This is a genomic window from Streptomyces sp. NPDC033845 (assembly GCF_055576225.1).
The window spans coordinates 20,062-43,083 of record NZ_JBVIRI010000005.1 but is presented as its reverse complement, the minus strand read 5'-3'; the positions used below and the strand labels follow the sequence as shown (position 1 = coordinate 43,083).

19 protein-coding genes are annotated in these 23,022 nt (G+C 73.2%); 7 read left to right on the top strand and 12 right to left on the bottom strand.

Annotated elements, in window-relative coordinates; all coding sequences use genetic code 11:
- Positions 1–49: 49 nt before the first annotated feature.
- The gene (locus ACZ50K_RS12515; protein ID WP_468901289.1) at positions 50–415 is read right to left on the bottom strand and encodes a VOC family protein; all 366 of its coding nucleotides are present in this window, start codon (positions 413–415) and stop codon (positions 50–52) included.
- 97 nt (positions 416–512) lie between these two features.
- On the opposite strand from ACZ50K_RS12515, the gene ACZ50K_RS12510 reads away from it, so the two are divergent.
- Positions 513–1,046, top strand: coding sequence for a CGNR zinc finger domain-containing protein (locus ACZ50K_RS12510; RefSeq protein WP_468901287.1), 534 nt, complete (start codon positions 513–515; stop codon positions 1,044–1,046).
- Here ACZ50K_RS12510 and ACZ50K_RS12505 read toward each other — a convergent pair.
- Positions 1,022–1,741, bottom strand: coding sequence for a hypothetical protein (locus ACZ50K_RS12505; protein ID WP_468901284.1), 720 nt, complete (start codon positions 1,739–1,741; stop codon positions 1,022–1,024). The two genes, ACZ50K_RS12510 and ACZ50K_RS12505, sit on opposite strands and share 25 nt — an antisense overlap.
- Positions 1,738–3,087: a UDP-glucose dehydrogenase family protein gene (locus ACZ50K_RS12500; protein WP_468901282.1), complete on the bottom strand. Its 1,350-nt coding sequence runs from the start codon at positions 3,085–3,087 to the stop codon at positions 1,738–1,740. Before ACZ50K_RS12500 ends, ACZ50K_RS12505 begins: the two co-directional genes overlap by 4 nt.
- A gap of 154 nt (positions 3,088–3,241) precedes the next feature.
- Between ACZ50K_RS12500 and ACZ50K_RS12495 the strand changes: the two genes are divergently transcribed.
- Positions 3,242–4,399, top strand: coding sequence for an acyl-CoA dehydrogenase family protein (locus ACZ50K_RS12495; protein WP_468902375.1), 1,158 nt, complete (start codon positions 3,242–3,244; stop codon positions 4,397–4,399).
- A gap of 154 nt (positions 4,400–4,553) precedes the next feature.
- The gene (manB, locus tag ACZ50K_RS12490) at positions 4,554–5,636 is read left to right on the top strand and encodes a mannose-1-phosphate guanylyltransferase (protein WP_468901279.1); all 1,083 of its coding nucleotides are present in this window, start codon (positions 4,554–4,556) and stop codon (positions 5,634–5,636) included.
- A gap of 51 nt (positions 5,637–5,687) precedes the next feature.
- Here the strand turns inward: manB and ACZ50K_RS12485 are convergent, their stop codons facing one another.
- The gene (locus ACZ50K_RS12485; RefSeq protein WP_468901276.1) at positions 5,688–7,001 is read right to left on the bottom strand and encodes an LCP family protein; all 1,314 of its coding nucleotides are present in this window, start codon (positions 6,999–7,001) and stop codon (positions 5,688–5,690) included.
- Between the two features lie 106 nt (positions 7,002–7,107).
- On the opposite strand from ACZ50K_RS12485, the gene ACZ50K_RS12480 reads away from it, so the two are divergent.
- Positions 7,108–7,638 (top strand): acyl-CoA thioesterase, encoded by a 531-nt coding sequence (locus tag ACZ50K_RS12480; RefSeq protein WP_468901273.1) that lies wholly within the window; start codon positions 7,108–7,110, stop codon positions 7,636–7,638.
- 25 nt (positions 7,639–7,663) lie between these two features.
- Here ACZ50K_RS12480 and ACZ50K_RS12475 read toward each other — a convergent pair whose 3' ends face one another.
- The 5 genes from ACZ50K_RS12475 to ACZ50K_RS12455 all read right to left on the bottom strand — a co-directional run bounded on the left by ACZ50K_RS12475 (position 7,664) and on the right by ACZ50K_RS12455 (position 16,182).
- A complete protein-coding gene (locus ACZ50K_RS12475) occupies positions 7,664–9,142 on the bottom strand; it encodes an LCP family protein (RefSeq protein WP_468901270.1) in 1,479 nt (492 codons plus the stop codon).
- A gap of 210 nt (positions 9,143–9,352) precedes the next feature.
- Entirely contained in the window at positions 9,353–11,041 is a 1,689-nt protein-coding gene (locus tag ACZ50K_RS12470) for an LCP family glycopolymer transferase (protein WP_468901267.1), read from the bottom strand.
- 185 nt (positions 11,042–11,226) lie between these two features.
- Positions 11,227–12,963, bottom strand: coding sequence for an LCP family protein (locus ACZ50K_RS12465; RefSeq protein ID WP_468901264.1), 1,737 nt, complete (start codon positions 12,961–12,963; stop codon positions 11,227–11,229).
- Positions 12,964–13,135: 172 nt separating this feature from the next.
- Positions 13,136–14,209, bottom strand: a complete 1,074-nt coding sequence (locus ACZ50K_RS12460) for an LCP family protein (RefSeq protein WP_468901261.1) — start codon at positions 14,207–14,209, stop codon at positions 13,136–13,138.
- Between the two features lie 1,220 nt (positions 14,210–15,429).
- The gene (locus tag ACZ50K_RS12455) at positions 15,430–16,182 is read right to left on the bottom strand and encodes a TIGR03089 family protein (RefSeq protein WP_468901258.1); all 753 of its coding nucleotides are present in this window, start codon (positions 16,180–16,182) and stop codon (positions 15,430–15,432) included.
- Positions 16,183–16,323: 141 nt separating this feature from the next.
- Here ACZ50K_RS12455 and ACZ50K_RS12450 point away from each other — a divergent pair, with 141 nt between their 5' ends.
- Positions 16,324–17,712 carry a peptidoglycan recognition protein family protein gene (locus ACZ50K_RS12450; protein WP_468901256.1) on the top strand — a complete coding sequence of 463 codons (1,389 nt, stop codon included), beginning with the start codon at positions 16,324–16,326 and terminating at the stop codon, positions 17,710–17,712.
- Positions 17,713–18,047: 335 nt separating this feature from the next.
- Entirely contained in the window at positions 18,048–19,199 is a 1,152-nt protein-coding gene (locus ACZ50K_RS12445) for a DNA-3-methyladenine glycosylase family protein (RefSeq protein ID WP_468901254.1), read from the top strand.
- 114 nt (positions 19,200–19,313) lie between these two features.
- Here ACZ50K_RS12445 and ACZ50K_RS12440 read toward each other — a convergent pair whose 3' ends face one another.
- From ACZ50K_RS12440 to ACZ50K_RS12430, 3 genes are read right to left on the bottom strand one after another with little or no spacing between them, the layout of a single operon-like run.
- Positions 19,314–20,651, bottom strand: a complete 1,338-nt coding sequence (locus ACZ50K_RS12440; protein ID WP_468901252.1) for a coenzyme F420-0:L-glutamate ligase — start codon at positions 20,649–20,651, stop codon at positions 19,314–19,316.
- Positions 20,648–21,601, bottom strand: coding sequence for a 2-phospho-L-lactate transferase (gene cofD, locus ACZ50K_RS12435; RefSeq protein WP_468901250.1), 954 nt, complete (start codon positions 21,599–21,601; stop codon positions 20,648–20,650). The genes ACZ50K_RS12440 and cofD overlap by 4 nt, the downstream gene beginning before the upstream one ends.
- Positions 21,602–21,614: 13 nt before the next feature.
- Positions 21,615–22,133 carry a cysteine dioxygenase gene (locus ACZ50K_RS12430; protein ID WP_468901248.1) on the bottom strand — a complete coding sequence of 173 codons (519 nt, stop codon included), beginning with the start codon at positions 22,131–22,133 and terminating at the stop codon, positions 21,615–21,617.
- A gap of 606 nt (positions 22,134–22,739) precedes the next feature.
- Between ACZ50K_RS12430 and ACZ50K_RS12425 the strand changes: the two genes are divergently transcribed.
- Positions 22,740–23,003: a WhiB family transcriptional regulator gene (locus ACZ50K_RS12425; RefSeq protein WP_003983763.1), complete on the top strand. Its 264-nt coding sequence runs from the start codon at positions 22,740–22,742 to the stop codon at positions 23,001–23,003.
- The last annotated feature ends 19 nt before the right edge of the window (positions 23,004–23,022 follow it).

The following is a 23,022-nucleotide window of genomic DNA, read 5'->3' as shown; positions in this document are numbered from 1 at the left end:
ACTCCGTCCGTCGGCCTCCCGGGCTTCGGGGCGTCGTGCCCGTGCCGGGTCAGCAGGCGCAGAGGCAGACCGGGTGGCCGGCCGGGTCGGCGTAGACCCGCCAGGTGCGGGCCGGGTCGGCGGTGTCCAGCGCCTTGGCGCCCAGCGCGAGGATCTGTTCCTCGGCCGCGTCCAGGTCGGTCACCGTCAGGTCCAGGTGGAACTGCTGGGAGGCCTCGGCGGAGGGCCATCGGGGCGCCACGTGCCCCGGGGCCCGCTGGAAGGCGAGGGTGCCGCCCCCGGGGACCTGGAGGTCCACCCAGGAGCCGTCCTCGTCCGAGGCGGGGCTGCCGCCCAGCAGGCCGGCGTAGAAGGTGGCGAGGGCGAGCGGGTCGGGACAGTCGAGGACGACGGCGCCGATCTTGGCGAGAGCCATGGCACTACTCCTTCGTGGTTACCGGTAGGCAGCTCCTTCCGGTAACCGCCACCCTACGCGTTACCGCTTCCCGAAGCCAAGGGGTAACGTCGCCGGTATGAGCGGTGAACGCGCACCGGCCCCCGGGGGTCTCGCGCTGGTGGAGGACCTCGTCAACACGCTGAGCGTGGACACCGGGGACGACCGGCTGGCGGCGGCCTTCGGGCTGTCCGGCCCGGCCCTCGCCGAGGCGGCCGAACTCCGTGAGGCGCTGCGCGCCGCGCTGCTGGCGCACGCCGGCCACGAGGTGCCGGCCGGCGCCCTGGACACCCTGAACCGGCTGCTCGCCGCCGCCCCCCTGACCGTACGGATCGACCCCGACGGCAGTGCCGCGCTGACGGCCGCGGACGGTGACGGCGACGGTGATGGCGACGGGACGGGGTCCGGTGCCGGGCTGACCGCGCGGATCGCCGCGGCCGTCGCCGAGGGGATGGCCGCCGGCACCTGGTCCCGGCTCAAGGCCTGCCAGGCCGAGGACTGCCGGTGGGCCTACTACGACCGCAGCCCGGCCGCCCGCGGCCGCTGGTGCGTGATGTCCGTCTGCGGGGCCCGGGCCAAGATGCGCACCTACCGCGCGGCGGCCCGCGGCTGAGCGGTGGGCGCCGAGGGCGCCCGCAGCAGCCGCCGGTGGAACTCCGCCATGACCGCCTCCGGCACGTCCCCCTGGTAGCGGGTGATGACGCCGCCGGACCGGACGTAGGTGACCAGCCCGCCCGGTCCGGCGAGCGGCCCGGGCGGCGGGGGAGTCGTCTCGGGCTCCAGCCGCCCGGCCGGCGGCCCGAGCACCCGGTAGCCGAAGGACTCGTCCCCGACCCGGGCCCACCGGTCCGCCGGGCGGGTCCCGTAGCGGGAGTAGAGGTCGGCGAAGTAGGAGACGTAGTGCGCGCAGGGGGCCACCGAGGCCCTGAGTTCGTCCATGACGGCGGCCGCGTCCTCGGGGCGGTAGCTGAAGGAGACGACCTGGTGGTCGGGGACGTCCCCGGGGACCGGGATCATCGCCACCGAGGTGGTCGCCACCGGCTGCCGGCCCTCGGCCCACAGCGCGCCGGACACCTTCTCGCAGATGCCCGGGTACTCCGGGGCCAGCGGCCGGTGTTCGGTGAACTGGAGCCGGTAGCCGGGTATGTCCTTGCCGCGCGGCAGCACCGACATCAGCTGCGCCATCGTGGCCGGGCCGGAAGGACCCTTGCCGCCGCGCAGCAGCTGGTAGCCGCCCGCGACGGCCGCGATCAGCAGCAGCGCGCAGACCAGGACCGCCGTCCGGGCCCTCCCCCCGCTCCGGCTCACGCGCGCGGACGGCCCATCGCCCGGTACGTCCAGCCGGCGGCCCGCCAGCGGTCCGCGTCCAGCGCGTTGCGGCCGTCCAGGACCAGCCGGTCGGCGACCTCCTCGCCCAGGACCGCCGGGTCCAGCTCGCGGAACTCGCGCCACTCGGTCAGGTGCAGCACGACCTCGGCGCCCCGCACCGCCTCCCGCGCGGACGGCGCGTACGCCAGGGTCGGGAACACCTGCCGGGCGTTGTCCATGCCCTTGGGGTCGTAGACGGTGACCTGGCCGCCCTGGAGGTGGATCTGGCCGGCCACGTTCAGCGCCGGGGAGTCGCGGACGTCGTCCGAGTCGGGCTTGAACGTCGCGCCCAGCACCGCCACCCGCTTGCCGAGGAAGGAGCCGCCCACCGCGTCCCGGGCCAGCTCCACCATGTGCCCGCGGCGCCGCATGTTGATCGAGTCGACCTCGCGGAGGAAGGTCAGCGCCTGGTCGGCGCCCAGCTCCCCGGCCCGGGCCATGAAGGCCCTGATGTCCTTGGGCAGGCAGCCGCCGCCGAACCCGATGCCGGCCCGCAGGAACTTCGAGCCGATCCGCTCGTCGTGCCCGATGGCCTCGGCCAGCTTCACCACGTCGCCGCCCGCGGCCTCGCAGACCTCGGCCATGGCGTTGATGAAGGAGATCTTGGTGGCCAGGAAGGAGTTCGCGGCCGTCTTGACCAGCTCGGCGGTCGGGAAGTCGGTGACCACCAGCGGGGACCCGCCGGCGATCGGCGTCGCGTACACCTCGCGCAGCACCTTCTCGGCGCTGCCGCCCCGGCCGGGGTCCACGCCGATCACGATCCGGTCCGGGTGCAGGGTGTCCTGCACCGCGAAGCCCTCCCGCAGGAACTCCGGGTTCCAGGCCAGCTCCACGTCCGCGCCGGCCGGGGCCAGCTGGGCGAGCCGGGCGGCCAGCCGGTCCGCGGAGCCCACCGGCACGGTGGACTTGCCCACCACCAGCACCGGCCGGTCCAGGTGCGGGGCCAGCGACTCCACCGCCGCGTCCACATAGGACATGTCGCAGGCGTACTCGCCGTGCTTCTGCGGGGTGTTCACGCACACGAAGTGCACGTCCCCGAAGGCGCCGACCTCGGCCCAGTCCATGGTGAACCGCAGCCGGCCGGAGGATCCGGGCAGCCCGGCCACATGACGGGCCAGGAGCTCCTCGAGACCCGGCTCGTACATCGGGACCCGGCCGGCCGACAGCATCCCGATCTTCTCCGGGACCACGTCCAGCCCCAGCACCTCGAAGCCCAGCTCGGCCATGGCCGCGGCGTGCGTCGCGCCGAGGTAGCCGGTGCCGATCACGGTGATCCTGGGGGCCATGGGGTACTCCATAGGGGTGGCGGTGCGGTGTGCGGCCACCGAGCATAGTCGGGCGGGTTGTCGGCAAGCTCACGCGTGCGGCCCGTATCCCTGGCGGGGGCCCGGGCCCTAGGCTTGGGTTACTTAACGGTAGTTAGCATGGGGAGTGAGCGCTTTGGCCGGATCCGACTTCGACCTCTACCGCCCTGCCGAGGAGCACGACATGCTCCGCGACTCGGTTCGCGCGCTGTGCGAGGCGAAGATCGCCCCGTTCGCGGCGGCAGTCGACGAAGAGGCGCGGTTCCCGCAGGAGGCCCTGGACGCCCTGGTCGCGGGCGACCTGCACGCCGTCCACGTCCCGGAGTCCTACGGCGGCGCGGGCGCCGACGCCCTCGCCACCGTGATCGTCATCGAGGAGGTCGCCCGCGTCTGCGCCTCCTCCTCCCTGATCCCGGCCGTGAACAAGCTGGGCTCGCTCCCGGTGGTCCTCTCCGGATCAGAGGAGCTGAAGAAGAAGTACCTGGGCCCGCTCGCCGCCGGCGCCGGCATGTTCTCCTACTGCCTCTCCGAGCCCGACGCGGGCTCCGACGCGGCCGGCATGAAGACCCGCGCGGTCCGCGACGGGGACTTCTGGGTGCTCAACGGCGTCAAGCGCTGGATCACCAACGCCGGGGTCTCCGAGTACTACACGGTGATGGCCGTCACCGACCCGGAGAAGCGCTCCAAGGGCATCTCCGCCTTCGTGGTCGAGAAGTCCGACGAGGGCGTCTCCTTCGGCGCCCCGGAGAAGAAGCTCGGCATCAAGGGCTCCCCGACCCGCGAGGTCTACCTCGACAACGTCCGGATCCCCGCCGACCGCATGATCGGCGCCGAGGGCACCGGCTTCGCCACCGCGATGAAGACCCTGGACCACACCCGCATCACCATCGCCGCCCAGGCCCTCGGCATCGCCCAGGGCGCCCTCGACTACGCCAAGGGCTACGTCAAGGAGCGCAAGCAGTTCGGCAAGCCCATCGCCGACTTCCAGGGCGTCCAGTTCATGCTCGCCGACATGGCCATGAAGCTGGAGGCCGCCCGCCAGCTCACCTACGCGGCCGCCGCCAAGTCCGAGCGGGTCGACTCCGACCTCACCTTCTTCGGCGCCGCCGCCAAGTGCTTCGCCTCCGACGTGGCCATGGAGGTCACCACGGACGCCGTCCAGCTCCTCGGCGGCTACGGCTACACCCGCGACTACCCGGTCGAGCGCATGATGCGCGACGCCAAGATCACCCAGATCTACGAGGGCACGAACCAGGTCCAGCGCATCGTCATGGCGCGCAACCTGCCCGCGTAGGCGGCCGACGGCAGCGGATCCGTGGGCACCCCCGGTCACGACGGGGGTGCCCACCGGCACGTTCCGGGGCCGGGGCGCGGGAGCGCCCGGGCTTCGAACATAAACTGGCGGCGATCGGACGACCTTCGTCGGTCAGGCCAGCTTGGGGAGAGAGATGAAGGAAGCGATCCTGCTCGTCGGCGGGCAGGGGACGCGGCTGCGCCCGGTCACGGTGAACACGCCCAAGCCGATGGTGCCCGCCGCCGGGGTTCCCTTCCTCGCCCACCAGATAGCCCGGGCCGCGGACGCCGGCGTCGAACACCTCGTGATGGCCACCTGCTACCTGGCCGAGGTCTTCGAACCGTACTTCGGGGACGGCTCCGCCTTCGGGGTGCACCTCGAATACGTGGTCGAGGACGAACCGCTCGGCACCGGCGGAGCCATCCGCAACGCCGCCCAGCGCCTCAAGGGCGGCCCCGAGGACCCGGTCCTCGTCTTCAACGGGGACATCCTCACCGGCCTGGACATCCGCGGCCTGGTCGACTCCCACCAGAGCGCCGGCGCCGACGTCTCCCTGCACCTGGTGCGGGTGGCCGACCCCCGCGCCTTCGGCCTCGTACCGACCGGACCCGACGGCCGGGTGCTGGACTTCACCGAGAAGCCGCAGACCGCCGAGGAGATCATCACCGACCAGATCAACGCCGGCTGCTACGTCTTCCGCCGCTCCGTCATCGACGCCATCCCGGCCGGCCGGCCCGTCTCCGTGGAACGCGAGACCTTCCCCGGCCTGCTCGCCGCCGGCGCCCATCTGCACGGCAAGGTGGAGGACACCTACTGGCTGGACCTCGGCAAGCCCGAGGCCTTCGTCAAGGCCTCCGCCGACCTGGTCCGCGGAGTGGTCCACTCCCCGGCCGTGCCCGGACCGCGCGGGGAGTCCCTGCTGCTCCCCGGGGCACGGGTGGCCGAGGGCGCCCGGGTGCTCGGCGGCAGCGTGGTCGGGGCCGGGGCCCGGATCGAGGCGGGCGCGGTGGTCCGCGGCTCCATCGTGCTCGACGGCGCGACCGTCGGCCCGGACGCGGAGCTCGACGCCGCCCTGATCGGCTCCGGGGCCAGCATCGGACCGCGGACCGTGGTCGACCACGCGGTGGTCGGGGACGGCGCGCGGGTCGGTGCCGACAACGAACTGCGCGCCGGGGCCCGGGTGTGGTGCGCGGCCGTCCTCCCGGACGGCGCGCTCCGCTTCTCCTCCGACCGCTGACCGGCGGGCCGGCCGCGGTCGGAAGGGAACGGCTCCGCCGACCGCGCCGGCCTACTTGGCCGGGGCGGTCACCTTCTCGCCGTTCTGGATCTCCTTCACCAGCTGCTGCACCTTCGCCTTGTCCCAGACCAGGTTGCCGCCGCGGCTGCCGGAGACCGGCATGTTCATCGAGGTGCCGCCGCCCCCGCTGACGCCCTTCATCGCGAAGAACATCTCGCCCAGGTCGAACAGCGACATGTCCTTGTCCACGATCACCGTGTCCAGGCCCGCGCCCATCACCGGGTAGATCTTGAACGGGTTGATGATGGTGGTCGGGGTGGCCGCCTGGTTCGCCAGCGCCGACAGGAACTTCTGCTGGTTCTTGGTGCGGGCCAGGTCGGACTCGGCGAAGGCGTACCGGGTCCGGACGAAGGCCAGGGACTGCTCGCCGTTCAGGGTCTGCTTGCCGGCCTTGAAGTCGGCGCCCGAGTTCTTGTCCTTGAAGCCCTTCTCGATGTCCAGCTCCACCCCGCCGAGCGCGTCCACGACGTTCGCGAACCCGGCGAAGCCGATCTCCGCGTAGTGGTCGATGCGCAGCCCGGTGTTGAACTCCACCGTGCGGACCAGCAGCTGAGGGCCGTCCAGCGAATAGGCGGCGTTCAGCTTGTTCCGGCCCTTGGCGGGGATCTCCCTGCCGGACTCGGAGCCCACGAACTTGGGGATCTGCACGTCCGAGTCACGGGGCAGCGAGATCATCGAGTTCCCGCCGGAGCAGGCCGCGAGGATCATCATCGAGTCGGTCCGCTTGCCGTCGGCCGAGCCGGTGTGGAGACGCTTCTTGTCCTCCTTGGACATGCCCTCCCGGCTGTCCGAGCCCACGATCAGGTAGGTGGTGCAGTCGTCGTCCTCCGGGCGGTCGATGACCTTGGAGAGGTCCACCTCGCGGCGCACCTTGGAGTCCGCCCAGAAGTAGGTGCCGACGGTGGTCACCACCAGCGCCGAGACCAGCACGATCGAACCGATCTTGATGCGCTTGCGCCAGTCCGGGGCCGGGGCGCCGGGCCGGCGGCGCGGGGCCCCCGGGCCGCCGGGTCCACCGGGGCCGGCCGGACCGCCCGGGGCGCCGCCCGCGGGGTTCCCGTAGACCTGTCCGGTGTTGTAGCCGCTGTCGTAGCCGGCGAAGGTGTCGTGGTTGCCGCCCTGCTGCGGCGGGACGCCGGGGGCCGGCGGGGCTGCGGGACGCGGCGGCTGCTGGGGCTGCGGGCGCTGCCGCTGCACGTGGGGCATCCGGCGGGCGCCTTCGGGCTGCGCCTGGGCGCTGCCGTATCCGTACCGCTCGTCGCGGCCGCCGCCGCGACCGTCGTTCCCGCTGGGCCAGTCATTCATGCGGACAAGAATGCCTGGCCCGGCGTGTCGCCCGACAGACCGGGGGCCCCTTCGTACCGGTGCTGTTGCACAGCTGATGCATCCGCCGCCGACTTATGGTTGCCGTATGACAGAAATACCGGCGGGCAAGCCCACCTCCGCCTCGCGGACCACCCTGAGCCACATCATGACCGGCAACGACACCAACCTCCTCGGCACGGTGCACGGCGGGGTCATCATGAAGCTGGTGGACGACGCGGCGGGCGCGGTCGCCGGCCGCCACTCGGGCGGCCCGGCCGTCACCGCCTCCATGGACGAGATGGCCTTCCTGGAGCCCGTCCGGGTCGGCGACCTGGTCCATGTGAAGGCCCAGTGCAACTGGACCGGCCGCTCCTCGATGGAGATCGGGGTCCGGGTGCTCGCCGAACGCTGGAACGAGTCCACCCCGGCCACCCAGGTCGGCAGCGCCTATCTGGTCTTCACCGCCGTGGACGCCGACGGCAAGCCCCGGACGGTGCCCCCGGTGCTGCCGGAGACCGAGCGGGACCGGCGCCGCTACCAGGAGGCCCAGATCCGCCGCACCCACCGGCTGGCCCGCCGCCGCGCGATCATGGAGCTCCGGGAGCAGCGCCTCACCCAGGGCCTCGACGAGGACTGACCGGCACCGCCCGGCGGGCCGGCCCTCAGTCCCCGCAGACCACCTGGTCGCCGGTGACCACCCCGGGCCCGGAGGCCTGGTACGGATCCTCGGCGCGCACCGGCACCACCTTGCGGAAGTCCGCGCCCGCGGTGACCAGCAGGGTGCGGCCCTGGCCCCGTACGGCCCGCAGCTCGCAGCCGGGCAGGGCCGTGGCCAGGGTGCGGGCGGAGCGGTCCCAGCGCGGGTCGTAGGCCACCACGGTCCGCTTGACGTCCCGGCCCGCCCCGTTCCCGGGGGTTCCGGTGGTGTTGAACCCGGTGGCCCGCAGGGCCGCGTCCAGCCGGCTGCCCAGCCCGTCGGTCCGGGTCCCGTTCTCCACCTGCACCCGGATCTGCTGCGGGGCCACGTCCACCGCCACCGCCGCCGGCCGGCCGCCGCCGGCCCCGCCGCGGCGCGGCTGGGCGAGCGGCCGGTCGTCCCGCAGGGCCTCGAAGAGCTTGGCCGCCTTGGCCTCGTCCCACTTCACCGTCGAGCCGATCCCCTTGACCTTGAAGGCGGGGTCGCCCACCGGCACCGAGGCGAACTCCGAGGAGGAGGGGCTGAAGTCCCGCATCGCCTGCCCCAGGGCGATCATCTGCTCCGCCCCGAACCCCTTGTCGGCCCGCACCGAGCCCAGCAGGGTGGAGCTGACCTGCTTGAACTTCACCGGGTTGAGCAGCACCCCGCCGGTGGTGGCCTGCTTGATCAGGGCGGCCACGAACTTCTGCTGCCGCTGCATCCGCCCCAGGTCGGAGGCCCCGTCCACATACCGCGACCGGACGTACTGGAGGGCCTGCCCGCCGCTCAGCCGGTGGGTGCCTGGCATCAGCTCCAGACCGGTGTGCGAGTCCCGCATGGTCTTGGCGGTGCAGATCTCCACCCCGCCCATCGCGTCCACCGTCTTCATGAAGCTGGTGAAGTCGACCTCCAGATAGTGGTCGATCTTGACCCGGGTCATCTGCTCCACGGTCCGGACGGTCAGCTGGGGGCCGCCCTCCGCGTACGCCGCGTTGAGCTTCACCGGGTGCGGCTGATGGGCCTTGCCGGTCACCGGGTCGCGGTGCGCGGGCAGCTCCGCGTAGCTGTCCCGGGGCAGGCTCACCACGCTGGCCCGCTCCCGGTCCGCAGAGATGTGCACCAGCATGATCGTGTCGGTGCAGTGGCAGGGCGCCCCGCCGAGCCGGTACTCCCGGCGCTCCTCCGCGCTGATCCGGTCTCGGCCGTCGGTGCCGACCAGCAGCAGGTTCATCCCGTGCCCGGCCCGCGGCCGGTTCTTCATGTCCTTGAAGGGGTCCACCCGGTCGATCCCGGTGTCCAGCCCGGTCATCACCGCGTGCCCGACGGCCCCGGAGCCCAGCACCGCCACCGACAGCACCCCCGCCAGCCGCAGCCCCCAGCGCGGCCGGTGCGCCGGCCGGGCCCGCCGCGCACCGGCGGGCGGCGGGGGAGGACGGCGGGACGGGCGGTGCGGCGGTCGGGGCACGGGGGACACCTCCGCGGTGCGCGGGCGGGCAGGGCGGCGGGCAGCAGATTCCTCGGAACAGTAGGCCCATACGATCAGCTGCGGCCGGGACGCCCGTCCCGGCACGCGACGGATTCCCCCGTACGCGGTAACGCGCCCGCCCGGGCCGCCCGCCGACCCTACCGCCGTGACCACCGCCCGCCGGCCCCGGTGCGGGGCCGGCGGAAGGTGCTACCAGGTGAAGCCCGGCTGGATCGCCATGCACGCCGAGTCGTCGTCGCCGTTGAGGGCACGCGCCGAGTCCGGGGCCTTGGTGGGGGCCGGCGGGGGAGCGGCGACCGCGTCCCCGCTCCGCCAGTCCTTGCCGACGAACAGGGTGATCCCGGAGACCTCGGTGGAGCGCTGCACGGCGGTCGGCGGGAGTCCGAGGGCGGTGGCCACGGCGAGCGCGTCCCCCGCCTGGTCCAGTCCGGCGTAGCGGATCAGCGTGGTGTCCTCGCCGGCGGTCTGGCTGTCCGCCATCGCCTTGGTGAAGCCCTTGGCCGCCAGCAGCTCGGCCACCTGCCGGGCCCGGTTCTTCACCCGGACCCCGGGCTCGGACTTGCCGCTGGTCGCGTTGCGGACCATGACCGGGATCTTCCCCGGGGCGGCGGCCGGATCGGCCGACGGGGTGCCGGGCGTGCTCGGTGACGGGCCGGGCGCGGGGGACCCGGTGGAGGTCTCGGAGGGGGCCTGGCTGGGCTGCTTGGGGGCCCCGCCGTCCAGCGCGATGTCCTCGCGGACCATCCGGAACAGCTCCTCGGCCTCGACCGGCTTGGGCTCCACCCGGTTCCTGTCCAGCGGGCTGTAGATCCACGGCATGGTGGTCATGGTGATCCGGCCGGTGGGGACCTTCTTCAGCTCCATGCTCAGGTCGTACAGCTTGTCGATCTTGTTGAGGCCGGTGTCCACGACCATCGCGTCGATCGCCGCCTGGGCCAGGCTGTTCAGCTTCACCGGGTTGCTGAGCTTGGCGTTCTTGCGGAACTCACGGGCCAGCGAGTTCATGTACATGTGCTGGGCGTGGGTCCGGCCGATGTCGGTGCCGTCCTCGAACCCGTACCGGGTGCGCAGCCACTGGAGGGCCTGCTCGCCCTGGATCCTGGTGGTGCCCTTGGCCAGCCGCAGACCGGAGCCCTTGCCCTGGCTGTCGCGGGAGAACACGTTCTCCCGGACGCAGACCGGGACCCCGCCGATGGCGTCCGCCATGGACACCACACCCTTGAAGTCGATCATCATGAAGTGATCGATGGGGATCTTGGTGAGTTCCTGCCAGGCGGCGACCGTGCAGCCCGGCCCGCCCCGGCTGAGCGAGGTGTTGGTCTGCACGATGCCCCGGCTGGCCTGGTGGACCGTGCCGTCGGGCTCGGTGCACTTGGGCATCTTCAGCAGGGTGTCGCGCGGCATCGAGACCACCGACATGTTGCTGCGGTCCGCGGACAGGTGCAGCAGCATCTGCACATCGGCCAGCGGCGGTCCGTCGAAGCTGGCCGTCGATCCGCCCAGGGCCTTGTTCTCGTCGCCGTCGCGGGCGTCGGAGCCGATCAGCAGGATGTTCAGCGGGGTCTGCCCGAAGGCGTTCGGCCGGGAGCCGGCCAGCTTGTTGTCCCCGAGGTCCAGCACGTCCGTCTTGATGCTGCCGTTGAGGTGGCGGTAGTACAGGTAGCCCGCACCCGCCGTGCCGAGTATGAGCAGCGCCAGCACCGAGGACACCCAGCGCAGCACCCGGCGGCGCGGCCGCCGGCCGGGCCCGCCCGGATTCCGCCCGGACCCGCCGCGGCGGCGGGACCGGGGCCGGGGTATCGCGGCGGAATCGCCGTCGCCCTCTCCGACGGCCGCCGGAGAGGGCGCACCCTCCCCGCGCACATTGCCGTGCCTCACGCGATACCCCCCGTGGAATGGTCCCCCGGCGCGTCGGGCGCCGGGGGTCTTGCCGGTCCCGCGCCGATGCGGTGGACCGTGGCGGTCCGCTGACGGACCTGGGACCTGGTGGAGCTGGTGGAACGTGACGTGACGCGGGGCGCGCGGTCCGGCGGCCCCGTCCGGGCCGCCGCGCCCCGCGGCCGCTATTTGACGCAGACGGGCTTGTCCGCCTCGACCCGCTGCACGTCCTTCGGCGCCTCCTGAGGAGCCGTGAGGGGGATGCCCGCCTCCTTGAAGTCCTCGCCGAGCGTGAGCTTCATCGGGGTCTTGGCCGCGGCGTCCGCCGTGCCCGCCTTCAGCGCGCTGGCCGGCAGCCCCATCATGTCGGCCAGGGCCCGTGCCTGGTCGGCCTGGTTGGGGGCGTACTCCAGGGTGGTCTTCTTCAGCTTCTCCGGGGCGTTGCCCTGGTTGCTCGCCAGGGTGACGCCCTTGCTGTTCTGCAGCCAGCCCAGGGTGGTGGAGGCCGAGCCGCGCGGGCCGCCGCCGTTGTAGACGTCCACGCGTACGGCGGACGCCTCGGCGCGCGCGCCCTCCAGCTGCGCTTCCTGGGCGTCCTTGGCCGCGTCCTTGGCGGCCTTCTTCTGCGCCTCGACCTCGGTGAGCGAGACGTCCTCGCGGACCATCGACAGCAGCGGGTCCGCCCGCCGGGGGTCGACCACCACGGTCGCCCGGATCTTCTCGGCGGGGTTGTCCACCACCGGAAGGGTGGTGAAGGTGACGTTCTTCGGGTTGACGCCCTTCAACTCGGACGCGAGTTTGGTGAGTTTGGCGATGGAGCCTATTCCGGAGTCCACGCTGAGCGCCTTGGTGGCCGCCTCCGCCAGGGAGAAGAACTTCTGCGGGCTGGACAGGGTGTCCTTGGACTTCATCTCGCGCATCATCGACGCCAGGAACTGCTGCTGGGTCTTGATCCGGTCCAGGTCGCTCTTGTTGCCGAAGGCCTGCCGGGTCCGGACGAAGGCCAGCGCCTCCTCGCCCTCCAGCCGGTGCTCGCCGGCCGCCAGCTTCAGTTTCGACTTCTTGTCGTTCACCGGTTTGCCCAGGCAGACCGGGACCCCGCCGACCGCCGAACTCAGCGCCTTGACGGCGTTGAAGTCGGCCATCATGAAGTGGTCGACCTCCACCCCGGTGACCTCCTTCACCGTGCGCATGGTGCAGCCCGGGTCGCGGCCCGCCTGCCCCAGGCTGGTGTTGAAGCGGACCTGCCGCTCACCGGGGATGGTCTTGACCGAGCCGTCCGACTGCTTGGTCGGGCAGTCCGGGATGTCGGTGATCAGGTCGCGGGGGATGGACAGCGCGGTGGCGTTCGTCCGGTCCTTGGAGACGTGGAACAGGATCGTGGTGTCGGCGTGACCCTCGCTGTTCTTGTCCCCGTAGCCGGAGTTGCCGGAACCGGTGCGTTTGTCGGTGCCGATCACCAGGATGTTGATGGGCTGGTCCTTCTTGAAACCACCGGTCCCCGCGCCCGCGGTGTCGATGACGTCGAGGTTGCCGTCCAGGTGCCGGTAGTACAGGTAGCCCGCCACGGAGCCGCCGACCAGCAGGAAGGCCATCGTGCCGCCGATGATGACCAGGGTCTTCTTGCGCCCGCCGGCCTTGCCGGAGCCGCCGCCCTTGCCGCGTTTGCGGCTGCCCCGCCGGCCGCCGCCGGGCGGCTGGCCGCCGCGCCGCGGTCCCGGCACCGCCGGGGTGGGACCGGCGGGAGTGCCGCCGGGAGCCGAGGGGGCTCTGCGGGGCGCGCCCACGGACGGCTGCCGCTGCTGCTCCTGCTGCGGTGCGGAACGGTCCAGTCGCAGTTCGTAGTTGCCGGTGCGGGGGTTGAGGACCCACTGGTCTGCGGGATCGATTTCGTCCGCCCGCCCACGGCCTTGTGCATCCACGGTCGCTCGAATCCTCCGTCGGTGGCACCGGATCGCTCACACTATCCGCCCAGTTCAGCCTCAAACCATGCTGGTGACAAATTCCACTCCCCTTATAACTGGGCAATCCGGCCAACCCACTCGGTTCGGGCGACGCCTTTGGGGATTGCTTTACCGGCGGGTTACCGACCGGTCACCCACAGGAGGCCGTTCCGGCCGTGGTTCCGGTGAACGTGGGGACGGGCGAGGGGGTCGGCCCGGTTCCCGGTGTCCCCGCCCGGGCCCCGCCGCCCGTCTTCGGCTCGGGCGGGGTGAGGGTCAGCGGCCGGTCCTCCCTCAACTGCCGGAACAGCCGGGCCGCATCGGGTTCCACCAGTTGATCCCGATTGGGATCAGGAGCATACGATTCCCTAGGAACCGTCAGGAACTGCACCTTTTCCGTAGGTATGTCCCGCAGGTTCCGGGTCAACTCGTAGAGCCCGCGCAGCGAGGCCAGCCCCGGATCCGTGGTCACCGAGGAAGTCGCCGCGTCCAGCAGCGGATAGAGCCGGGCCGGATTCAGCAGCACCCCGCTGCTCTGCACCTTCTTCACCAGCGAGCCCAGGAACTGCTGCTGCCGGGTGATCCGGTCCGTATCGCTGCCGTTGCCCAGGCTCTGCCGGGCCCGGACGAACCCCAGCGCCTGCTCCCCGCGCAGGATCTGCCGCCCGGCGGGCAGCTTCAGCCGGGCCTCGGTGTCGTCCACCGGCTCCTTCAGACAGACCTCCACCCCGCCGACGGCGTCCACCATCTCCTTGAACCCCCGGAAGTCCACCACCATGTGGTGGTCCACCCGGATCCCGGTCAGCTTCTCCAGGGTCCGCACGGTGCAGGCGGTCCCGCCCCACTCGTACGCCCAGTTGAACTGCGCGAACTGCGCCGTGGTCCGGGACCCGTCCGGCTTCGCACAGCTGGGGATCTCCACCATCAGGTCCCGGGGCACCGACACCGCCGTCGCGCTCCGCCGGTCCGCCGACAGGTGCAGCAGGATCGTGGTGTCCGACCGCTGGGTGCCCTTGTCCTGCCCGTACCGGGCGTTGTCCGCGCCGGAGCGGGTGTCCGAGCCGATCAGCAGGATGTTCTGCGAGCCCCCGGAGGTCTGCGCGGGCCGCTCCCGCTCGTACCGCTCCAGCTCGGCGGCGGCCGAGGTGTCCTCGGTGATGTTCCCGTCGAGCTTCTCGTACAGCCACCAGCCGGTCGCCGTCCCCAGCAGCACCAGCAGGGCCATACCCAGACCGGCCCGTCGCAGCAGCCGGCGCCGACGCGAGCGCGAAGGCCCTGATCCGCCTCCGGCCCCGCCGGTCCCGCCGGGTATGCCCGCGCTGTCGGTCACTCGGCCCGCCCTCCACCGCGTCGCCGCGGCCGTACGGAGCAGTACGGCCCGAGGGAATCCCCCTCCGCCCGATGATGACCCCACCCCACCTCCACGGCCCGGGGTCAGCCCCCAAACTGAGCCATCCGAGTGACAAACCCCCCGCCCCCCACATCACACCCCCGAGTGACACCACCACCGGCCGCCCGCCTCCCCGACCGTTCCGCCCCCCGCCCACTGCCAAGCCGCTGTCCGGCCCGCTGTCCGGCCCGCTGTCCGGCCCGCTGTCCGGCCCGCGCGCCGGGCCGCCGGCCGGCTCACTGGACGCGCCGCCTGGCCGTGCCACCGGCCGTGCCGCCGAACGGGCCCCCGGCCCGGTTCGCCGAACGGTTCCCCCGACGGGTCGCCGGACGGTCGCCAGCAGGGCCCTCGGCCCGCTGTGCCGGCCAGACCTCCGGCCGGGCCCGCAGAGCCGTGGCACCGGCCAGTCCCCGCCGGTTCACCGGCACGGGTTCACCGGGCGGGAAGCGGGGGAGGGTCATCGGCCCGCCTACCGGCCGGGCCTCCCGCCGGGCCGTCGAACTGTCCGCCGGCCAGGCCGCCTGCGGGGCCGCCGCAAGGCCCACAGGGCGGATGGCGGGCCAGGTCGCCGCCGACTGCCGATGCGGGTTTACCGGGCGGGCGCCGCCGGATGTGTCAACCGAGGAGCGATCCGCGGGTTCACTGGCCCGGGCCTCCGGCCGGGCCCGCAGAGCGGTCCATCGGCCAGGCTGCCTGCCGGGTCGTCGAGCGGTTTGCCGGACGTCCCACCGGGAGGGCCATCGGTCGGGTCACCGGACCGGCTGGCTGCCGGGTCGCCCGGAGAATCACCGGCGGCTCGCCTGCCGGTCAGATCGGCTTACGGCGTGCCGAACGGGCCATCGGCCCGGTTCGCCGGGGTGGCCGCCGGCAGGGCGATTGGCCCGGTTGCCGGACGGGTCGCCTGCGGGGCCGCCGCATTGCCCGGCGGGTGGGCCGCCCGGCGGGTGGCCGGGGGAGGGCCGTCGGCCGGTGTCCCCCGGCGGGGGGCGCCGGCCGGGCCCCCGCCGCCGCGCCGGCCGGGCCCCCGCCGCCGCGCCGGCAAGGCCCGCGCCGGGTCACCGCACCGTGTGGGTGACCCGTTCGTCCGCGACCCGCTGGGCCAGCCCCGCCTCGGACAGCTGGTCCAGGTTCCGGCAGAGGACCACCGAGCCGCCGGAGGCCAGTGGCGCCAGCAGACCCGCCGACAGTCCCTCCCAGTCGTCGTACGAGAGTCCCGACAGGACCCGGGAGCCCGGGCCGAGCCCGCGCTGTTCCGCGTCCTGGCGGGCCCGCGCGACCAGCTCCTCGTACGACAGTTCGGCGCCCGCCATCGACAGTCCGGCCGCCCCGGGATCCACCGGGACGAAGGGGGCGAAGCGGTCGCCCTGCCCGGGGACTTCCACCGCGTAGTCGAGGAACCCGGCCGGCGGCTGCGGGAAGCGGCCGCCCAGCGGCCGGAGCGCCAGCGCCACCCGCTCCCCGGAACAGGCGCCGGCCCGTTCCAGCGTGTCCGGCCCGCTCACCACGAGATCGGCGGCGGCCGGGTCCCCGCCCGGCTCCACCACCACGCCCACGGAGGCGGCGGCGACCACCCACACCGCGGTCTGCCAGTGCGCGGGCAGCAGCAGCGACAGGCGTGCACCGGGCTCGGCGGCCAGGTCGCCCTGGAGCAGATTGGCGGTCTTGGCCACCCAATTGGCGAAGGTGGCGACGGACAATTCCACGCGCTCGCCCGTGGCGTCGTCGTAGAAGGTGACGAGCGGGCGGCCCGGGTCCGCGGCCAGCGCGGATCGCAGCAGGTCGGCAGGGGTGCGGTCAGTGGCGTTCACCCGGCACAGGGTACGCGGGCACCCTCCCCCGTACGGCGGCTCCCGGCGTCCCCCGTACGGGGGACCGGCCCCGGCGCGGCGCGCCGACGCCCCGTCAGTTTCCGCTGGCAGCGGGCGCGGACCGAGCCCACGATCTCTCACATGCGTGGATTCCTTGCTTCCTCGATCGGCGTCGCGACCGCGGCCGCACTGGCCCTCCCGCTCGCGCTGCCCACCCCCGCCCTGGCCGAGTCCGTCCCCGTCACCCCCGCCGGCTCCACCCAGTCACTGCCGCTGGTCCCGCTCGGACCGGCGCACAGCCGGGCCACCGGAGTCCCCGGCATGAGCACCGCCCCCCGGGTACCCGAGGAGCGCGGCCTGCGCGCCCGCGAGGTGAAGACCTTCTCGCTGGTCGGCGTGGTCTGGGACGACGCCCGCACCGAACTCTTCGGCACCGTCCAGGTCCGTACCCGGTCCGCCGCCACCGCGCGATGGTCCGACTGGCAGGACGTCGAGACCCACAACCTCGAACACGCCGCCGACCCGGACGCCGCCGAACGCGGCTCGGGCCGGGTGCGGGGGAGCACCGCCCCGCTGTGGGTCGGCGAGTCCGACGGGGTCGAGGTCCGCGTGCAGGCCGAACCGGGCGCCGGTGCCGACCGCGCCGCGGGCTCCCCCTTCCCGTCCGGGCTCCGTCTCGAACTCGTCGACCCGGGCCAGGAGGTCCGTCCGCCCACCGACGACAAGAACGGCTCGGTCGGCGCCGATGACAAGGGGCAGCAGGCCGCGGTCCCCGGGATGACCATGGACATGGCGGAGACCTCCATGGCCAACGTCCCGCTGGCCCCGCTGGGCGCGAACGAGATCACCGAACTCAGCAAGGCGGACGCCACCGCCGACGCGGTGTTCGCGAGCGGCGCGGTGGAGGCGGCCGCACGCCCGTACATCGGCCCCCGGCCGAAGATCGTCACCCGCAAGGGCTGGGGCGCCGACGAGAAGCTCCGCGAACCGGGTTTCGTCTACACCGGTTCGGTGAAGGCGGCCTTCGTCCACCACAGCGCCTCCGGCAACAACTACGCCTGCAAGGACGCCCCCGCGGTACTGCGCAGCCTCTACCGCTACCACGTGGTCAGCAGCGGCTGGCGGGACTTCGGCTACAACTTCGCCGTCGACAAGTGCGGCACGGTGTACGAGGGCCGGGCGGGCGGGGTCGCGAAGGCGGTCCTCGGCGCGCACACCATGGGCTTCAACACCAACAGCATGGGCATCGCGGTCCTCGGCTCCTTCGGCGCCACGAACCCGCCGGCCGCGGCGGTCAACGCGGTCGCGAAGCTCACCGCGTGGAAGCTCGGCCTGTACAACGCCAACCCGCGCGGGAAGACCACGCTCACCTCGGGCGGCGGCAACAAGTTCCCCAAGGGCCGGAACGTCTCGATGAACGTCATCTCGGGCCACCGCGACGGCTTCGCCACGGAATGCCCCGGCAAACGCCTCTACAACCAACTCCCCCCCACCCGAACCTCCTCAGCCAAACTCCAGGGCCGCCCCTGACCCCACCCCACCCGGCCCCCGCCCCCACCAAGGGGAGGCGGGGGCCAACCCATACCCTCCCGGACGGGCCCGGCCCATCGGGACCACAGCCGCGGGGCCCCGGCCCCGCACCCCGGAGCACGCCCAGTGCCGGTCCGGGCGAGGCTCCGCGAGGACCGCGCGCAGGGCGGGTCGGCGCGCTGGGTCTCGCCCCAGGCCTGCGGGCGGCGCTGGTCCGGGGTCCGGGGCTTTGCCCCGGTTTCGGGAAGGGGCGGGGTGGGGGAGGGCTCCGCGCAGCGGATCGGGTGAGCGTCCGTACCCCGCAGAGCCCGGCTCGGCCCGGTTACGCTCGACAGGTGGCCGGCCGCTTCGATCCCTTGACCCGCACCACCGCCCGGGGCGGTCGCATCGACCTGCCTCCGACCCCCCCGACCCCCCCGACCCCCCGCCCCCCGGCCCCCGCCGACGCGGAGCCCCCGAGTGCACCGGCCGCCCCGGCCCGTGGCCGGGGCGGGGCGCGGGCCGCGGGCACTGGCGCGGGTGCCCGGCAGCGCCGTTGGGTGCCGCCCGGGCCGCTGGATCTGGGGCTCACACTGGGTCCGCTCCGCCGCGGTCCGGCGGACCCGACGTTCCGGGTCGCGCCGGACGGCGCGGTATGGCGTACCTCCCGCACCCCCGTCGGCCCCGCCACCCTCCGCGTCGCCGTGGACCGTGGCGCGGCCGAGGTGATGGCCGAGGCCTGGGGCCCCGGTGCCGACTGGCTGCTCGACGCCCTCCCGGCACTGCTCGGCGCCGAGGACGACCCGTCGGCCTTCGTCCCCCGCCACCGCCTGGTGCTGGCCGGTCAGCGCCGCAGCCCCGGCCTCCGGCTCACCCGTACCGGCCTGGTGCTGGAGTCCCTGGTCCCCGTCGTACTGGAGCAGAAGGTCACGGTCGAGGAGGCCTACCGCGCCTGGCGCCGTCTGGTCCGCCAGTACGGCGAACCGGCCCCCGGCCCGATTCCCGGCCCGGCCCCAGGCCCGGCCCCCGCCCGCGCCGCCTCGCCGGCGCCGCGTTCCGAGCCGCTGTACGTGGTGCCCGACGCCCGCACCTGGTCCCGTATCCCGTCCTGGGACTGGCACCGGGCCGGGGTGGACGACCGGCGCGCGTCCACCGTCATCCGGGCCGCCCGGGTGGCCCCGCGGCTGGAGGAGGCGGCCGGTATGCCGCTCGCGGAGGCGTGCCGGCGCCTCGAAGCGGTGCCCGGGATCGGTCCCTGGACGGCCGCCGAGACCCTTCAGCGCAGCAACGGCGATCCGGACGCCCTGACCACCGGGGACCTGCACCTGCCCGGCATCATCGGGTTCGCGCTGGCCGGCGACCCGGCCGCCGACGACGCGGCGATGCTGGAACTCCTGGCCCCCTACGCGGGCCAGCGCCACCGTGCGGCCCGGCTGATCCTGCTCACCGGCCGCACCCCGCCCCGCCGCGCCCCGAGAATGCGCCGCACCGACATCGCCACCTGGTAACCGCCCGCCCCGGGCGGGCCCCGGCGTCAGCCGCGGGCCCGTGGCCCCGCCCCGGAGCGGATCCGCACCAAGCCCGGCGCAGGCCACCCGGCCCCCGCCCCGCCCCGCGCCCGGCTATCGCACCTCGATGAACTCCGCCGCCGTCCGCGCGGCCCGTTCGCGTGGTGGTTCGGCCGCGTGGCCGACCGCGATGGCGCCCATCGGGTCCCAGTCGGCCGGCAGGGCGAGCGCCTCGCGCACGACCTCGCGGCAGAACATCGTGGACGAGACCCAGGCCGAGCCGAGCCGTTCCCCGGACAGCGCCACCAGGAAGTTCTGCACCCCGGCACCGGCCGCCACCACGAACATCTCGCGTTCGGCGGCGTCCCGCCGCGGGTCCCCGTAGTGGTGCGCCCCGTCGGCCACCAGGCAGGGCACCACCAGGTAGGGGGCCTTGCGCAGGACGTCCCCGCGCCGGACCCGTTTGGCGATGGACTCCTCGCTCCGGCCGTCCCGCCGCAGGTCGGCGATCCAGGCCTCCCGCATGGCGTCCAGCAGCCGGGTCCGGGATTCCGCGGATTCCAGCAGTACGAACCGCCAGGGGGTGGTGTGGTGCGGGGCCGGAGCGGTGATCGCGGCGGCCACGGCCCGGCGGACCGCGCCGGGGTCGACGGGCTCGTCGGTGAAGGCCCGTACGGTCCGGCGCCCGGTCACCGCCTCCCGTACGGCCTCGGAGGTGCCGAGCCGGAACATGTCGTCGGCCGGGTCGCGGACCAGTTCGCGGGCGGTGCCGCCGCCGAGCAGGTGGGGCAGGCCGCGGACCACGGCCACCGGGTAGCCGCCGGCCTTCCCCTTGACCAGGTCCCCGGCGGCGGCGAGTTCGTCGGCGGTGGCGACCACGGTGGCGCTGAGCGGGTTGCCGTGGGCGTCGGTGCCGCCCCGGAGGTCGTCGAGGACCCGGACTCCGGCGGCGCCGATGGCGACGTCGGTGAGTCCGGCGCGCCAGGGGCGTCCGAAGGTGTCCGTGACGACGACGCCGACGTCCACCGACAGGACGGCCCGCAGTCCTTCGCGCAGGGCCGCGGCCGAGGCGTCGGGGTCCTCGGGCAGCAGCAGGACGGTTCCGGCGGCGGTGTTGGAGGCGTCGACCCCGGCGGCGGCCATCACCAGCCCCTGCCGGTTCTCGACGATCCGCAGGGTGCCGCGCCGGGCGACCACCCGGACGGTCTCGGCGTCTATCGCGGCCTCCCGGGAGCCGGCCGCGAGGATCCGGCCCTCCGCCTTGGAGACGATCTTGGAGGTGACCAGCAGGACGTCGCCGTCGCGCAGTTCGGGGGCGGCGGCGGCGATCAGTTTGACCAGGTCGTCGCCGGGGCGGACCTCGCCGATCCCGGCGACGGCCCACACCTCGTACGCCGGCCCCCGGCCCCCGGCGCCCGCCGTACCACCCGTACCACCCGTCCCGGCCGTCACCGCCGGGCCTCCGCCAGGTCCAGCGCGGCCCGGGCCATGGCCGCGGTGGCGGCGGTGTCGGTCATCATCAGGGGGACGGCCCGGCAGGCGATCCCGGCGGCCTCGACGCCGGCGACGGCGTCCGCGTCGGTGGTGTCGACCAGCCAGCCGTCGAGCAGCTCGGGCCCGTAGTGGGCGGCCACCGCGGTCGCGGTGGACTCGACGCCGACGGCGGCGAGCACCTTGTCGGCCATCCCGCGGACGGGCGCTCCGCCGACGATCGGGGAGAGGCCGACCACGGGGGCCGCGGCCGCGGCGACGGCCTCCCGGATGCCGGGGACGGCCAGGATGGTGCCGACCGAGACCACCGGGTTGGACGGCGGCAGCAGGATGACGTCGGCGGCCGCGATCGCCTCCAGCACCCCGGGTGCCGGCTTGGCCAGTTCGGCGCCGACCGGCACGACGGCCTCGGCGTCCACGGAGGCCCGCAGCCGGACCCAGTACTCCTGGAAGTGGATCACCCGGCGTTCGCCTTCGAGGGTGACGGCGACATGGGTCTCGACCCGGTCGTCGGTCATCGGGATCAGGCGTACGCCGGGCTGCCAGCGGTCGCAGAGGGCCTCGGTGACGGCGCTCAGCGGATAGCCGGCGGAGATCATCTGGGTGCGGACGATATGGGTGGCGAAATCGCGGTCGCCGAGGCCGAACCATCCGGGTCCGACCCCGTAGGCCGCGAGTTCCTCCTTGACCTTGAAGGACTCGTCGGTGCGGCCCCAGCCCTGGTCCTCGTTGACGCCACCGCCGAGGGTGTACATGACGGTGTCCAGGTCGGGACAGACCTTGAGTCCGAACAGGTGGATGTCGTCACCGGTGTTGCCGATGACCGTGATGTCCGCGTCGGGGACGGCGGACTTCAGTCCGCGGAGGAAGCGGGCGCCACCGATGCCGCCGGCCAGAACAACAATGCGCATGCAGCGCAGTCTGTCAGGCCGTTCCGACGGGCACGGACTCCAGGTCGGTGGACCGCCGGTCGGCGGGGGAGCAATGGTGCATCGGCATCTCGGTCAGGCCGGGGAAGTAGACGTGCAGGCTGACGGCTCCGTCGAGGGAGTCGTTGAGGACCTCGTGGTCGTAGCCGGGGGCGAAGACGCGCTGGCTGCCGGGGGCGAGCTCGCGGGTGCCGCGGTCGCTGTGCTCGGTGAGGGTGCCGTCGAGGACGGTGAGGACGCCGGAGGAGGGGCCGTGGTGGTGGCGGCCGCTGCCCTGGCCGGGGACCCAGCTGAGCAGCCAGACCTCGTAGCCGGGGCCGGTGCGCAGCCGGTGGTACCAGCGGGTGGTGGCGTCGTATTCGACGAGGTGTTCCCAGGCGGCGCGGTCGGCGGCGATCTCGCGGGCCAGGCCGGCGAACTCGGCGACGGTGGCGGGGTGTTCCCGGGCGGGCTGCAGGAGGTGGGGGACTTCAAGGATGTCGCCGGCGATCTGCAGGTCGCTGTTGCTGTTCATCGTGGGGGTCCTCGACGGATGTCAGTGGCGCCGGGGGCGCGCGGTGCTGGCGGTTGTTGTGGGGATCAACAGCTGCAACAGCGACAGCGACCCTGGGCAGCACGCAGGAACCCACGAGTGGGGGTCCGGGTGGCGGCTGCGGTCACTGACATGGGCACAAGGAGACCGTCTCGGCGGCAGGATTGTCAACTCAATGTCCGGATTGCGAGAAAAGATTCACCTCATCCGGTTGCTGCGCCCGGAGAAAGGTTTGTGCAGCCCGGACCAGGGGAGGTGCGCAACCACCCCGTCCGTAAACGCATCCGTCACGGTCTGGCCGGAATGTGATCTACGCCGCTTCTGCGGCCGGATCCGAACCACACCGGAGAGTGACACGGTCGATTACGGGTGGGGAACCCGTGTCGGGGCCATGCGTGTGGCATCTGTCACGATTTTTGGCGATATGAACACTTTCTGCATACGCTTGGTTCCGCAGAGTGAATAAGGGGCCCAATAGCAGATCTCGGCTTGACTGCCCCGGACCACCCACTTGTAATTTCACTCGTGTCGTTTCGGTCGGATTCGGACGACAACCACGGGGACGCACAGACAGAGCGAGGGGCGCACATGACCGAGCTGTTTCAGGAACTGCTGGTCGAGGAGGCGGACGAAGAGCTCGGGTGGCAGGAGCGCGCTCTGTGCGCCCAGACCGACCCCGAGTCCTTCTTTCCCGAGAAGGGCGGCTCCACCCGGGAGGCCAAAAAGGTCTGCCTGGCGTGTGAAGTCCGCTCCGAATGTCTTGAATACGCCCTCGCCAACGACGAGCGATTCGGCATCTGGGGCGGACTGTCCGAGCGTGAACGCCGCCGTCTGAAAAAGGCCGCGGTCTGAACACCACCCACAACCACAT